The following is a 14,102-nucleotide window of genomic DNA, read 5'->3' as shown; positions in this document are numbered from 1 at the left end:
GTGGACATCGATCGGGCGGGGGTGGTCAGCGGTGGCAGAGAGCGCGGGCTCCGTGATGCTCGCCCGTTCGGCGATGAACCGGGCCGCGACCGAGGGGCAGCGGCCGGCGGGGCGCCCGGTCCGGGGTGCGCGGCGCATCAGCGCGGCGCTCGCCGGGCTGGCGGCCTCGACCCGGCACGAGCTGCTGACCTTCGACGACCCGGTGGCCTCGGCGTCGCGTGCGATCCCCGAGCCGTTCCTGGAGCTCGCGGGAGCGTGCATGCGCGCGGCGGCGGAGCGGGCCGGGGAGGTGCGGCGGATCGTGCCCCGGCACGCGCTGCCCCGGCTGGAGGACGGGCCGCGGATACCGGGGCGGGCGCGGTTCGCCGACGCGATCCCGTTCAAACTGATCGTGGTGGACCGGACGGTGGCGGCGGTCCCGCTCGATCTGGAGCTGCTGTACAACGGCCTGTTGCTGATCCGGGACCCGGTGGTGGTGCAGGCCCTGGTGCGGGCCCATCACGCCTGCTGGACGGCGGCGGAGGAGCTGGTCCGGCTGCCGCCGCCCCGGCAGGCGGGCGGGCCGCCGGAGCTGCTGCGGCCGGTCCTGGAGGCGCTGGTCTCGGGGCTGACGGACGAGGCGGCCGCGGCGCGGCTCGGCATGTCGGCGCGGACGTACAGCCGGCGGGTGGGCGAGCTGATGGCCGCCCTGGGGACGACGAGCCGCTTCCGCGCGGGCGCGGAAGCGGCTCGGAGGGGGTGGTTGTGAGACCTGGTACGACGGTGCGGCCCGTCGGGCCCTAGGACACGATGTCCTTGCGGGCGAAGCCTCGGAAGGCGAGCGCGAAGAGGACCAGGGCGTAGGTGACGGAGATCGCCGCACCCTGGGCCATGCCGCCCCACTCCAGGTGGGGCTGGAGTGCGTCGATCCAGGCGAACTGCCAGTGCGCCGGCAGGAAGTCGCGCCAGTCGCCGAGCGCCGTGACCGCGTCCAGGACGTTGCCGACGATGGTCAGGCCGACGGCTCCGCCGACCGCGCCGAGCGGGGCGTCGGTGCGGGTGGAGAGCCAGAAGGCAAGGCCCGCGGTGACCAGTTGGGAGACGAGGACGAAGGAGGTGGCGATCAGCAGCCGCAGGACGGACTCCCCCGCCGGGAGCGAGCCGCCGGTGGGGAGCTGGAGCGGACCCCAGCCGTAGGCGACCGTGCCGACGGCGAGGGCGAGCAGCGGCAGCAGGAAGAGCGCGGCGGTGCTGTAGCCGAGTGCCACCGCCAGCTTGGCGGCGAGCAGCCGGGACCGCGGCACGGGCGCGGCGAGCAGATAGCGGAGGGAGGACCAGCCGGCCTCGGAGGCGACGGTGTCGCCGCAGAAGAGCGCCACGGGGATGACGAGGAGGAAACCGGCCGAGACGAAGAGGCAGGTCGCCGCGAAGTTGGCGCCCGAGGCGGTGGCCGTGTCGATGAGGGTGATCCGGCCGCCCCGGTCGTCGGCGTCGGGACCGCCGATGGCGAAGGCCGCGATCAGGACGAGCGGCAGGGCGGCGAGCACCCCCGCCATCACCAGGGTGCGGCGGCGCTTCCACTGGCGCAGGGCCTCGACCCGGAGCGGCAGGGTGCGCCCGGGACGGTAACCGGGGGCGAGGGCCTCAGGAGCCTCGGGGGCTTCGGGGGCTTCGGGGGCCTCTGGGCCGGGGGCCGTCGCGGTCATGCGGATCCTCCGATCAGGGTCAGGAAGGCGTCCTCCAGGCGTCGGTGCGGGCCGACCCCGGTCAGCGGGACGTCCAGACGGACGAGTTCGCCGATGAGCGCGGTCGCGTCGGCGGGGCCGTCGGCCGTGGACAGGCCGACGAGGAGGCCGCCTTCGGTGCGGATCGCCGTGCCGACGCCGGGCAGGGCGGCGACCTTCTCGACGAGGGCGTCGGCGACCGGCTCGCCGAGGGTGACGAGGAGGGTGTCGCCCGCCCCGGTGATCTCGGCGACCGGGCCGGCCTGCACCAGCTGTCCGCGGTCCATGACGACGAGATGGGTGCAGGACTGCTCGACCTCCGCGAGGAGGTGGCTGGAGACGATGACGGTGCGGCCGCCCGCCGCGTACCGGATCATCACCTCCCGCATCTCGCGGATCTGCGGCGGGTCGAGGCCGTTGGTGGGTTCGTCGAGGATGAGGAGGTCGGGCAGGCCGAGCATGGCCTGGGCGATGGCGAGGCGCTGCCGCATGCCCTGCGAGTAGGTGCGGACGGCCCGTTCGAGGGCGCCGCCGAGGTCGGCGATGCGGAGGGCCTCGTCGAGGTGGGCGTCCCCGGCGGGGCGGCCGGTGGCCTTCCAGTACAGCTCCAGGTTCTCCCGGCCGGTGAGGTGCGGCAGGAAGCCGGCGCCCTCGACGAAGGAGCCGACCCGGGAGAGGACCGGGGCGCCGGGCCTGATGGCCTGGCCGAAGACGCGGATCTCGCCCTCGTCGGGGGTGATCAGGCCCATGAGCATGCGCAGGGTGGTGGTCTTGCCCGCGCCGTTGGGGCCGAGCAGGCCGAGGACCTGGCCCTGTTCGACCTGGAAGGAGAGGTCGCGGACGGAGTACCGGTCGCCGCCCTTGTACTTCTTCGACAGGCCGGTGATCCGGAGGGGTACGGCGGCCAGGCCGGGGTCCGGCGCCGGGCCGGCGGTGCGGCGGCGGGCGGTCAGGAGGAGGACGGCGGCGACGGCCAGGCCGGCGAGCGGCAGGCCCCACACCCACCAGGGCAGCCCGGCGGCCTGGGTGGTGACCGCCGGCGCGGTGGGCACGGTGAGCGGGCCCTCGGCGGCGACGGTGTAGCCGGCGGTGGCGACCGGGGAGGCGTAGCCGAGGTCGGTGGCCGAGACGACCAGGCGGAGCCGGTGGCCGGCCTCCACCTCGTGGTCGATCGCGGGCAGGGTGAGGGTGACGGAGCGGCCCTTTCCGGCGTCCTCGACGCGGAGCGGGGCGACGAGCTGGGCGGGCAGCACCTGCCGGCGCCCGTCGGGCCCGACGTCGTACACCTTGGCGAAGAGGACGGCGGAGCCGTCGGGGGCCGTGGAGGTGACCCGGACCCGGGCGGTCGGGGTGCCGGTGATCCGCAGCGGCCCGGTCACCGGGGCCGTGTCGAAGCGGGCGTGCTGGCCGGGGAAGTCGAGGGCGAGGCCGACGCCGAGGGAGGAGGAGAGTCCGCCGAGGCCGCCGCCGAGGCCGGGCACGGCGGAGACTGCGGGCGGGGCGCCGCCGGCCGGGTTGGCGAAGCGCTGGGCCGGGCCGGTGAGGGCGAGTTCACGGGTGCCTTCGCGCAGGCCCGGGTAGTGGTCGGCGGTGGCGGCGCGGAGGGTGGCGCGGCCGTCGGTGGAGTCGACGCCGCCGGTGCGGCTGACGCGGAAGGCGGGGCCGGTGTCGACGGAGGCGTCCTTCTTCAGCCAGCGGTCGAACCAGGCGCCGATCCGGTCCTCGACGCGCCCGGTCTCGCGGTCGCCGCCGTCGTGGCCGCCGGCGGCCCAGTCGACGGCGACGGGGGCGCCGTTGGCGGCGAGGGCGCGGGCCATGGCGTCGGACTGGTCGAGGGTGAAGAGGGAGTCGGTCTGGCCCTGGACGATGAGGGTGGGGACCTTGATCCGGTCGCCGACGGCGGAGGGGCTGCGGGCCTCCAGGAGGGCGCGGGCCTCGGCGTCGGGCCGGCCGGAGACGGCGACGCGTTCCTTCAGGGCGCAGATCTCGGGGGCGAAGCGGCCGCAGGCGTCGCCCCGGGTGTCGGCGCCCATCGAGAAGAGGATCCCGGACCACAGCTTCTTGTAGACGCCGCCGGGGAAGAGGGCGTCGGCGAGGTTCCAGTAGGTGATCTGGGGGGCGAGGGCGTCGACGCGGGGGTCGTGCCCGGCGGCGAGGAGGGAGATCGCGCCGCCGTAGGAGGCTCCGGTGACGCCGACGCGCGGGTCGCCCGCCTTGTCGAGCAGGACCTCGGGGCGGGCGGCGAGCCAGTCGACGAGTCCCCGCACGTCCGCGACCTCGTGCGCGGGGTCGTTGAGGCCGATCTTCCCGCCGGAGGCGCCGAAGCCGCGCGCGGACCAGGTGAGGACGGCGTACCCGTCGCGGGCGAGCCGTTCGGCCTGGGCCCGGACGTCGTCCTTGGAGCCGCCGAAGCCGTGCGCGAGCAGCACGGCGGGGCGGCGGCCGGAGCCGGAGCCGGTGAAGTACGAGGTGTCGATCCGCACCCCGTCGAGGGTGAGGGCCCGGTCCTCGCGCTGGACGGGCGGGGGTTCGTCCAGGGCGGCGGCGGTCCAGGTGCCGGCGCCCGCGAGGACGGCGAGGACGGCGGTGACCGCGGCCCACCGGGGAAGTCGGAGTCGCATGGCCCCGAGCGTATGCGGGCCGGCTGTGCGCGGACGGCGCCCCGGGGCGGAGATCGGCGGCCTCCTGGAGGCGTACGCGGTGCGACCTTGTACAGCGGGCGCGGTACGTCCGGGGAGGCGTCCGGCAGCGGAGACCCACCCGATCGCGTCTCCCGGCGTGCGGTGGGCCGGGAGGTGCCGAAGAGTCGTGGCGAACGCCCCCACTCGAAGGAGAGAACATGCTTCGGCGCATCTCGATCGCTCTGGCCGGTCTGCTCGCTGTCGGCTTCATCGCCGCCTCCCCCGCGGCGGCCCACGCCGGTGACGTGCACGGCTGCTGGTTCAGCGCCGTCGACGCCACGGCGGGCAGTGTCCACGTGTCGGACTTCGACGCCACCTGCTGGCACGTGGGCTGACCCGCGGTCCGGTCGACCGCTCCGGGCGGGCTCCCCTTCGGGGGTGCCCGCCCGGCCGCATGGGCGACGGCCCCCGGGCGCGGTGTGCGCGCCCGGGGGCCGTCGTACGACCCGTCGGGTCAGTGGTTGCGCGGGAAGCCGAGGTCGACGCCGGCGGGGGCGTCGGCCGGGTCGGGCCAGCGGGTGGTGACGACCTTGCCGCGGGTGTAGAAGTGCACGCCGTCGTTGCCGTAGATGTGGTGGTCGCCGAAGAGCGAGTCCTTCCAGCCGCCGAAGGAGTGGTAGCCGACCGGCACCGGGATCGGCACGTTGACGCCGACCATGCCGGCCTCGACCTCCAGCTGGAAGCGGCGGGCGGCGCCGCCGTCGCGGGTGAAGATCGCGGTGCCGTTGCCGAACGGCGAGGCGTTGATGAGGGCGAGGCCCTCCTCGTACGTCTCGGCGCGCAGCACGCAGAGGACCGGGCCGAAGATCTCGTCCTGGTAGGCCTTGGCGGTGGTCGGCACGTGGTCGAGGAGGGAGAGGCCGATCCAGTGGCCGTCCTCGTAGCCCTCGACCGTGTAGCCGGTGCCGTCGAGGACGACCTGGCAGCCCTCGGCCTCGGCACCGTGCACGTAGGAGGCGACCTTGTCGCGGTGGACGGCCGTGATGAGCGGGCCCATCTCGGAGGTCGGGTCGGTGCCGGGGCCGATCTTGATCTTCTCGGCGCGCTCGCGGATCTTCTCGACGAGCTCGTCGCCGACGGCGCCGACGGCGACGACCGCGGAGATCGCCATGCAGCGCTCGCCGGCGGAGCCGTACGCGGCGGAGACGGCGGCGTCGGCGGCGGCGTCGAGGTCGGCGTCCGGGAGGACCAGCATGTGGTTCTTGGCGCCGCCGAGCGCCTGGACGCGCTTGCCGTTGGCGGAGGCCGTGGTGTGGATGTGGCGGGCGATCGGGGTGGAGCCGACGAAGGAGACCGCGGCGACGTCCGGGTGCTCCAGGAGGCGGTCGACGGCCACCTTGTCGCCGTGCAGGACGTTGAAGACGCCGTCCGGGAGGCCGGCCTCGGCGAGCAGCTCGGCGATCTTGAGGGAGGCGGAGGGGTCCTTCTCGCTCGGCTTGAGGACGAAGGTGTTGCCGGTCGCGATGGCGATCGGGAACATCCACATCGGCACCATGGCCGGGAAGTTGAAGGGCGTGATGCCGGCGACGACGCCGACCGGCTGGCGGATCGAGGCGACGTCGACCCGGTTGGAGACCTGGGTGGACAGCTCGCCCTTGAGCTGGGTGGTGATGCCGCAGGCCAGGTCGACGATCTCCAGGCCGCGGGCGACCTCGCCGAGGGCGTCGGAGTGGACCTTGCCGTGCTCGGCGACGATCAGCTCGGCGATGGCGTCGCGGTTGGCGTCGAGCAGGGCGCGGAACTTGAAGAGGATCGTGGTGCGCTGGGCCAGCGAGGAGGTGCCCCAGGTGGCGAAGGCGTCCTTCGCGGCGGCGACCGCCGCGTCGACCTCCTCCACCGAGGCGAGGGCGACCCGGGTGGTGACGGCGCCGGTGGCCGGGTCGGTCACCGGGCCCCAGTTGCCCGACGTGCCCTCGACGGTCTTGCCACCGATCCAGTGGTGGACGCTCTTCGTCATGACGTGTTACTCCTTCAGAGCTTCAGAGATGGCGGCGTCGGGCGGTGACGTGCCGGTCGTACTCCTCACGGGCCTTGACCGCCGACGGGCGGGTCGAGATCTCGGCCACGGGCACATCCCACCACGCCTGGGCCGGGGGCGGGCCCGACACACTGTCTGCCGTTTCGGTCTCGATGTAGACACATGTGGGATCCGTGGTGGCCCGGGCGTCCGCGAGGGCTTCCCGCAGGTCACGGATGGTGCGGGGGCGTAGGACCCGCAGTCCGAGGGAGGCCGCGTTGGCCCCGAGGTCGACGGGGAGCGGGGGGCCGGTGAAGCCTCCGTCCTCGGCGCGGTGGCGGTAGTCGGTGCCGTACCGCTCCGCGCCGACCGCCTCGGAGAGGCCGCCGATGGAGGCGTACCCGTGGTTCTGGAGGATCACCAGCTTCAGCGGGAGCCGTTCCTGCACGGCGGTGACGATCTCGGTGGGATTCATCAGATACGTACCGTCCCCGACGAGCGCCCAGACGGGCCGGCCGGGGGCGGCGAGCAGGACGCCGATCGCGGCGGGGATCTCGTAGCCCATGCAGGAGTAGCCGTACTCGACGTGGTACTGGTCGCGGGAGCGGGTCCGCCACAGCTGGTGGAGGTCGCCGGGGAGCGAGCCGGCGGCGTTGATCAGGATGTCGGTGGCGTCGACCAGGGTGTCGAGGACGCCGAGGACCTGGGTCTGGGTGGGGCGGGCGGTGTCGTCGGGGGCGGCGTGGGCGGCGGTGACGCGGGCTTCCCAGGCCGCCTTGGCGGCGGCCCAGGTCACCGGCCGGGCCGGGTGGTCGCCGAGGGTCTCGGTGAGGGCGGTGAGGCCTTCGCGGGCGTCGGCGACGAGCGGCAGGAGGGCGGCCTGCTTGTGGGCGTCGAAGCCGGTGACGTTGAGGTTGAGGAAGCGGGCGTCCGGGGCGAAGAGGGTGCCGGAGGCGGTGGTGAAGTCGGTGTAGCGGGTGCCGACGCCGATGACCAGGTCGGCGGCGCGGGCCAGGCCGTTGGCGGTGGCGGTGCCGGTGTGGCCGAGACCGCCGACCTCGCACGGGTGGTCGTGCGGGAGCACGCCCTTGCCGGCCTGGGTGGTGGCGACGGGGAGCCCCGCCCGCTCGGCGAAGGCCCGCAGGGCGTCCTCGGCGGCGCTGTGGCGGACCCCGCCGCCGGCGACGAGCAGCGGGCGGGCGGCCTCCCGCACCGCCCGCGCGGCGGCGTCGAGTTCGGCCCGGTCGGGGCGGGCCCTGCGGATCCGCCAGGTCCGCTCGGCGAAGAACTCCTCGGGCCAGTCGTACGCCTCCGCCTGCACGTCCTGCGGGAGGGCGAGGGTGACGGCGCCGGTGGCGGCCGGGTCGGCGAGGACCCGCATCGCCTCCAGGGCGGCCGGGATCAGGGCCTCGGGGCGGACGATCCGGTCGAAGGAGCGGGAGACGGGCCGCAGGCAGTCGTTGACGGAGACGTCGCCGGCGCCCGGCACCTGGAGCTGCTGGAGGACGGGGTCGGCGGGGCGGGTGGCGAAGGTGTCGCCGGGCAGGAGCAGGACCGGGAGGTGGTTGATCGTGGCGAGGGCGGCGCCGGTGACGAGGTTGGTGGCGCCGGGGCCGATGGAGGTGGTGACGGCGTGCGCGGAGAGCCGGTTCCGCTGGCGGGCGTAGCCGACGGCGGCGTGCACCATGGCCTGTTCGCTGCGGCCCTGGTGGAAGGGCATGCCGTCTTCCTCGATCAGGGCCTGGCCGATCCCGGCGACGTTGCCGTGGCCGAAGATGCCCCAGGTGGCGGCGATCAGCCGGTGCCGTTCGCCGTCGCGTTCGGTGTACTGGGCGGCGAGGAAGCGGACGAGGGCCTGGGCGACGGTGGAGCGCGTCACTTGTATCCCTCCGTGTGGTCGGGGTGGAAGCTGATCCGCCACTCCCGTTCGGTTCCGGGTCCGGCCATGACGTTGAGGTAGTAGAGGTCGTGGCCGGGCTGGGCGATCGAGGGGCCGTGCCAGCCGTCGGGGACGAGGACGGCGTCGCCGTGCCGGACCTCGGCGAGGAGGTCGGCGCCGCCGGGCCGGGAGGGCGAGATCCGCTGGTAGGCGTAGCCGCGCGGGTCCTCGATCTCGTAGTAGTAGATCTCCTCCAGGACGGATTCGGCCCCGGGGCGGTGCTCGTCGTGCTTGTGCGGCGGGTAGGAGGACCAGTGGCCGCCGGGGGTGATCACCTCGACGGCGATCAGCCGGTCGCAGGGGAAGGCGTCGGCCGCGGCGAAGTTCCGCACCCGGCGGGCGCGGTCGCCGGTTCCGCGGTCCTCGACGGGGACCTCCGGCGCGGGGCCGTAGCGGGCGGGGAGTCGTCGCTCGCAGTTCGCTCCTGCCAAAGCGAAGCGGCCTCCCGCGCCGGAGGAGATCTGGGCGTGGGCGTCGCGCGGTACATAGACGAAGTCGGACACGGAGGCGAACACGCTTTCCCGGCCCCCGAGTTCGAAAATCTCCCCGTCGACGCGCACGGTACAGGCCCCGGCGAGGGGAAGCACCACCCATTCGGCATCGGCGCTGTCGAAGGTGTGTTCCGTCCCGGGCGGCAGGTCGAGGATCCGGAGCGCGGAACGGCTCCATCCGGCGGTCCCCGGCTCGATGTCGAGGGCGTACGGCCCCCGGGCGGCGACCCCCGCGGGGAGGTGGAGGCGGTGCGGGCGGGGCGGCCGGGGCGGGTGGCTCGGGCTGTCGGAGCTTGTCATGTGCGGGTGTCCTCGGTGCGGAGGAGACGGGTGCGGGGGTCGTGCGGAGCGGTCACCGGTGGGGGCCTCCCGGCGGGAGGGTGCCCGAGCCCGCGGCGAGGGCGCGGTCGATCTCGGCGGCGTCCGGCATCGCGGGGGCGCAGCCGAGGCGGCCGGCGACGACGGAGCCCGCGGCGGCGGCCCGGCGCAGGGTCTCCGCCAGCGGCAGGCCGGCGAGGAGGCCGTCGACGAGGGCGCCGCCGAAGGCGTCCCCGGCGCCGAGGCCGTTGACGACCTCGACCGGCAGCGGCGGGACGGCGGCGCGCCGCCCGTCGGCGGCGACGGCGAGGACGCCCTCGGGCCCCCGCTTGACGACGGCGAGCCGGACGGCACCGAGGCCGGCGGGGGCCGCGGGGGCTTCCGGGGCTCCGGGGGCTTCTGGGGCGAGGAGGCGGAGGAGGGCGTGGGCGGCGGCCTCCGGGTCGCTCTCCCCGGTGGCGACCTCGCACTCCTCGGCGTTGCCGACGGCGACGGTGGCGTGGCGCAGGGCCTCGGTGTAGTGGGGGCGGGCGGTGGCCGGGTCGGGCCAGAAGGCGGGGCGCCAGTCGAGGTCGAGGACGGTGGGGGCGCGGCCGCCGGAGCGGGCCCGCAGGGCGGTGAGGGTGGCGGAGCGGCTGGGTTCCTCGCTGAGGCCGGTGCCGGTGGTCCACAGGACGCGCGCGGCGCGGATCGCGTCGAGGTCCAGCTCGTGGGGGTGGATCTCCAGGTCGGGGGCCTTGGGGCGGCGGTAGAAGGTGAGCGGGAAGTCGTCGGGCGGGAAGAGGGCGCAGAAGGTGACGGGGGTGGGGAGCTCGGGGACCTCGGTGACCCAGTGGCCGTCCACCCCGTACTCCTTCAGCTCGCGCCGGAGGTAGCTGCCGAAGGCGTCGGCGCCGGTGCGGCTGACGAGGGCGGTGCGGCGGCCGAGGCGGGCGGCGGCGACCGCCACGTTGGCCGGGGAGCCGCCGAGGAAGCGCCGGAAGGTCTCGACCCGGTCGAGTCCGACGCCGCTCTGGAGCGGATACAGGTCGACGCCGAGCCGCCCCATGGTGATCAGGTCGTACGGCTCCGACTCCACCCGTGCCACCTCTCGACTCCGGCGTCCGTTTCCAGGTCTAACCGTCCGCCCGGAGGCGTGTCAACGACATGTCCGGACATTCGGTCCTCCTTCGGCAGGTCGGGCGGCTGTCTTGACGCTGGTCCGGGGCGCGGTCAAGGTGGCTGGCATGACGAAGCCGTCGCCGTCGCCGTCGCCCTCCCGCATCCGGATCGGATCCGCCCCGGACTCCTGGGGGGTGTGGTTCCCCGACGATCCCCGTCAGGTCCCGTGGCAGCGGTTCCTCGACGAGGTGGCGGGGGCCGGCTACGAGTGGATCGAGCTGGGGCCGTACGGCTATCTGCCCACCGATCCGGCGCTGCTCGCCGAGGAGACCTCCCGGCGCGGGCTGCGGGTGTCGGCGGGCACGGTCTTCACCGGGCTGCACCACGGACCCGCGGTGTGGGAGCGGACCTGGGCGCACGTCGCGGAGAACGCGGCCCTGGCGCAGGCCATGGGCGCCGGGCATCTGGTGGTGATCCCCTCCTTCTGGCGGGACGACAGAACCGGCGAGGTCCTGGAGGACCGGGTGCTGACGCCGGAGCAGTGGCGGCAGCTGACCTCGCTGACCGAGCGGCTCGGCCGGGAGGTGCGGGAGCGGTACGGGCTGCGGATCGTGGTCCATCCGCATGCCGACACCCATCTCGACGACGAGGAGAGCGTGACCCGCTTCCTCGACGCCACAGATCCGGAGGCGGTGGCGCTCTGCCTGGACACCGGGCACTACGCGTACGCGGGCGGGGACAGCGTCAAGCTGATCGAGACCTATGGGGAGCGCATCGGCTACCTCCATCTGAAGCAGGTGGATCCGGCGGTGCTCGCGGAGGTGCGGTCCGAGGAGCTGCCGTTCGGCCCGGCGGTGGCGCGGGGCGTGATGTGCGAGCCGCCGGCCGGGGTGCCGGCCCTGGAGCCGGTCCTGGCGGCCGCGGCGGCGCTGGGCAGGGAGCTCTTCGCCATCGTGGAGCAGGACATGTACCCGTGCGAGCCGGACGCCCCCTACCCGATCGCCCTGCGCACCCGCGGCTACCTCCGCTCCTGCGGGGTGTGACCGGGGGCGCCCGCACGCGGACGCGCCGCTGTGACCATGCGTCACTTCTGTCACGACTTTCGCTCCTCTGTCACAGGTGTCTCCGTTACGCGGGCTCCGTGTCACAGACGCTCCACAGCCGCGGCGGTCCCGTCCGCAAGGGGCGTACACCGGGCACAGGATCGGTGATCGCCGACGCCACCGCCCGCAGCGCCCCCGAACGGCACCCCCCGCCACCGCTGCGCGGCACGGGGCGTGAGGGAGGTACAGGCATGACGGACAGAAGCCTCTGGTCGTACAAGGACATCGCCGCGCACATCCGGGTCCAGCCCGACACCGTCCGCTCCTACCGGAAGCACGGGCTGCTGCCGCCGCCGGACCACGTCGAGGCCGGCAAGCCCTTCTGGTACGCGGACACCGTCCGGAAGTGGGTCGCGAGCCGTCCCGGCAACCGGGCGCGCCGCGACTGATCCCGTCCGTCCGGCCCGTGCGCGGCGCCGTCCTCCGGAGGAGTCCGGGGGTCGGCGCCGCGCCGTGTTCCGGCCGGTCTCAGCCCCGGGCGGTCTCAGCCCCGGGCGCCGACGGTCTCGGGTATCGCCTCCCGGTCGCCGTCCGCGCTCCCGGGTCCGGGTGCCGTCTCGGACTCGCTGATGCCGAAGCGGTCGTGGAAGCGGCGCAGCGGTCCGGGCGCCCACCAGGTGAGGCGGCCGGTCAGCTTCATGACCGAGGGGACGAGGAGGCTGCGGACCACCATGGCGTCCATGACGACGGCGAGGGCGACGCCGAGGCCGAGCATCTTGGTATTGGTGACCCGTGAGGTGCCGATGGCGACCATGACGACGGCGAGGATGACGGCGGCGGCGGTGATGAGCCCGCCGGTGCGGGCGAGGCCGAAGCGGACGGCGCCCTCGTGGTCGCCGGTGGTGTCGTACTCCTCCTTGATGCGGGAGAGCAGGAAGACGCCGTAGTCCATGGAGAGGCCGAAGGCGACGCAGAACATGAGGACCGGGAGGGTGGTCTCGATGTCGCCGGTGGCGGTGAAGCCGAGGAGGCCGGAGAGGTGCCCGTCCTGGAAGACCCAGACGACGGCGCCGAACATCGCGGTGAGGCTGAGGGCGTTGAGGACCACGGCCTGGACCGGGATCAGGACGCTGCCGGTGAGCAGGAAGACCAGCAGCAGGGTGACGAGGACGATGATGCCGGCGGCCCAGGGCAGCCGCTCGCCGATGGCGTCCTTGGAGTCGACGAGGACGGCGGCCTGTCCGGTGACGGAGGTGGCGAAGGGGGCTTCCTCGGCGCGCAGGGCGCCGACCGCCCGCTGGGCCTGCTCGCCGACGGCGGTCCCTTCGGGGACGACGCTGTAGTAGGCGCGGGCGCCGGTGCCGGAGCCGGAGACGACGGGGCCGTCGACGCGGACGATGCCGTCGAGTCCGGCGATCCGCTCCCGGTAGGCGGCGTGCTCGGCGGGGGTGGCGGGGCCTTCGACGAGGACGGTGAGGGCGCCGCCGGGCTCGCCGGGGAAGCCGGCGCGCAGCTCTTCCTGGACGATCCGGGAGGTGGCGGTGGCGGGCAGCTGGCGGTCGTCGGCGGTGCCGAACCTCACGCCGAGGAAGGGCAGTCCGAGGAGGACGAGACCGGCGGTGGTGAGGACGGCGAAGGCGGGGGCCCGGCGCATCACCAGGCCGGCCGCCCGGGACCAGCCGGTGCGCTCCGCGGCCTCCTCGGCGGGGGCGCGGCGGCGCCGGAACAGCCGGCGCAGGTCGAGGGCGTCGACCCGGTGGCCGAGGAGCACCAGGGCGGCCGGGAGCAGGGTGAGGGCGGCGGTCGCGGCGAGCAGGACGACGGCGATGCCCGCGTAGGCGAAGGAGCGCAGGAAGTACTGCGGGAAGACGAGCATGGCGGCGAGCGAGACGGCGACGGTGAGGGCGGAGAAGAGTACGGTCCTGCCGGCGGTGCGCAGGGTGGTGCGGACGGCGGCGGACGGCTCGGCTCCGGCGGCGAGCTCCTCGCGGTAGCGCCGGACGACGAAGAGCGCGTAGTCGATGGCGAGGCCGAGGCCGAGCGCGGTCGTGAGGTTCTGCGCGAAGACGGAGACGTCGGTGAACTCGGTGATGCCGCGCAGCACCGCGTTCGTCCCGAGGATGGCGACGATGCCGACGCCGAGGGGCAGCAGGGCGGCGACGGCGCTGCCGAAGACCATGACGAGCAGGATCAGGGTGAGCGGCAGGGCGATCAGCTCGGCCCGCAGCAGGTCCTCCTGGATGATCGTCTGCATCTCGTGGCGGACGGCGAGGCCGCCGCCGAGGGTGACCTCGACAGGTCCGTGGGTGCCGCGGTACTCCGGGGCGATCCGGTCGAGGACCTTCCCCGCGGCCGTCTCCTCGCCGGCGATCCGGGCGGCGACGACGGCCTGCGTGCCGTCCTCGGAACGGAGGGCGGGCGAGCCGGTGGTCCAGTAGGAGCCGACGCCCTCGATGCCCGGCTCGGCGGCGAGCCGCTCGGTGAGCCGGCGGGCCTCGGCGGCCACCGCGGGATCGTCGACCCCGGCCTTCCCGGCGTCGACGAGGAGCAGCAGATTGGGCTGGGAGCCGGGGAACGCGCGCTCCAGCTCCTCGGTGGCGTACGTGGACTCGGCGGCCGGGTCCTCCCAGCCGCCGCTGCCCATCCGGTCGGCGACGCCGCCGCCGGCGAGGACCGCGAGGGCGGTGAGGACCAGGGCGACGAGCAGGGTGAGCCGGGGCCGCGCGGTCACGAACCGCGTCCATCCCCCGCCCCGGACGGGGCTTCCGCCTCCGGCCGGGCCGGCACCCCCCGCGGAAGGCGCTTTCTTGACTTCGGGCATGACGCGGTGTCCCCTTCACCGTGGCCCTCGTGCTCGCTTCCCGGCAGG

Annotated in this window: 11 protein-coding genes; 4 read left to right on the top strand and 7 right to left on the bottom strand. The window is 74.7% G+C overall.

Annotation, left to right across the window (positions count from 1 at the left end; all coding sequences use genetic code 11):
* Positions 1-31 precede the first annotated feature (31 nt).
* Positions 32-748: a DNA-binding response regulator gene (locus tag HHL19_RS01115; RefSeq protein ID WP_169084608.1), complete on the top strand. Its 717-nt coding sequence runs from the start codon at positions 32-34 to the stop codon at positions 746-748.
* Between the two features lie 31 nt (positions 749-779).
* On the opposite strand, the gene HHL19_RS01110 is transcribed toward HHL19_RS01115, so the two are convergent.
* The gene (locus HHL19_RS01110; RefSeq protein ID WP_169084606.1) at positions 780-1,685 is read right to left on the bottom strand and encodes an ABC transporter permease; all 906 of its coding nucleotides are present in this window, start codon (positions 1,683-1,685) and stop codon (positions 780-782) included.
* On the bottom strand, positions 1,682-4,324 hold the full coding sequence (locus tag HHL19_RS01105; protein WP_169084604.1) for an alpha/beta fold hydrolase: 2,643 nt from the start codon (positions 4,322-4,324) through the stop codon (positions 1,682-1,684). The genes HHL19_RS01110 and HHL19_RS01105 overlap by 4 nt, the downstream gene beginning before the upstream one ends.
* A 218-nt stretch (positions 4,325-4,542) precedes the next feature.
* Between HHL19_RS01105 and HHL19_RS01100 the strand changes: the two genes are divergently transcribed.
* Complete coding sequence (locus HHL19_RS01100; RefSeq protein WP_169084602.1) at positions 4,543-4,719, top strand: hypothetical protein; 177 nt, start codon at positions 4,543-4,545, stop codon at positions 4,717-4,719.
* Positions 4,720-4,838: 119 nt separating this feature from the next.
* Here the strand turns inward: HHL19_RS01100 and mmsA are convergent, their stop codons facing one another.
* The 4 genes from mmsA to HHL19_RS01080 are packed head-to-tail and all read right to left on the bottom strand — an operon-like array spanning position 4,839 to position 10,137.
* Positions 4,839-6,341, bottom strand: a complete 1,503-nt coding sequence (gene mmsA / locus HHL19_RS01095) for a CoA-acylating methylmalonate-semialdehyde dehydrogenase (RefSeq protein WP_169084600.1) — start codon at positions 6,339-6,341, stop codon at positions 4,839-4,841.
* Between the two features lie 22 nt (positions 6,342-6,363).
* Positions 6,364-8,220 (bottom strand): 3D-(3,5/4)-trihydroxycyclohexane-1,2-dione acylhydrolase (decyclizing), encoded by a 1,857-nt coding sequence (iolD, locus tag HHL19_RS01090; RefSeq protein ID WP_169084598.1) that lies wholly within the window; start codon positions 8,218-8,220, stop codon positions 6,364-6,366.
* The gene (gene iolB, locus HHL19_RS01085) at positions 8,217-9,071 is read right to left on the bottom strand and encodes a 5-deoxy-glucuronate isomerase (protein ID WP_169084596.1); all 855 of its coding nucleotides are present in this window, start codon (positions 9,069-9,071) and stop codon (positions 8,217-8,219) included. Before iolB ends, iolD begins: the two co-directional genes overlap by 4 nt.
* A gap of 52 nt (positions 9,072-9,123) precedes the next feature.
* Positions 9,124-10,137 (bottom strand): PfkB family carbohydrate kinase, encoded by a 1,014-nt coding sequence (locus tag HHL19_RS01080; RefSeq protein WP_169086182.1) that lies wholly within the window; start codon positions 10,135-10,137, stop codon positions 9,124-9,126.
* A gap of 178 nt (positions 10,138-10,315) precedes the next feature.
* Between HHL19_RS01080 and HHL19_RS01075 the strand changes: the two genes are divergently transcribed.
* Complete coding sequence (locus tag HHL19_RS01075; RefSeq protein ID WP_169084594.1) at positions 10,316-11,233, top strand: sugar phosphate isomerase/epimerase; 918 nt, start codon at positions 10,316-10,318, stop codon at positions 11,231-11,233.
* 251 nt (positions 11,234-11,484) lie between these two features.
* Positions 11,485-11,682, top strand: a complete 198-nt coding sequence (locus HHL19_RS01070; RefSeq protein WP_169084593.1) for a MerR family transcriptional regulator — start codon at positions 11,485-11,487, stop codon at positions 11,680-11,682.
* A 95-nt stretch (positions 11,683-11,777) separates the two neighbouring features.
* On the opposite strand, the gene HHL19_RS01065 is transcribed toward HHL19_RS01070, so the two are convergent.
* Entirely contained in the window at positions 11,778-14,054 is a 2,277-nt protein-coding gene (locus HHL19_RS01065; protein ID WP_169084591.1) for an MMPL family transporter, read from the bottom strand.
* Positions 14,055-14,102: the final 48 nt, after the last annotated feature.

The organism is Streptomyces sp. R302, from assembly GCF_012927245.1.
Lineage (GTDB): Bacteria > Actinomycetota > Actinomycetes > Streptomycetales > Streptomycetaceae > Streptomyces.
Note: the sequence above shows the minus strand (reverse complement) of the source record. Positions and strands in the feature narration are given on the sequence as shown.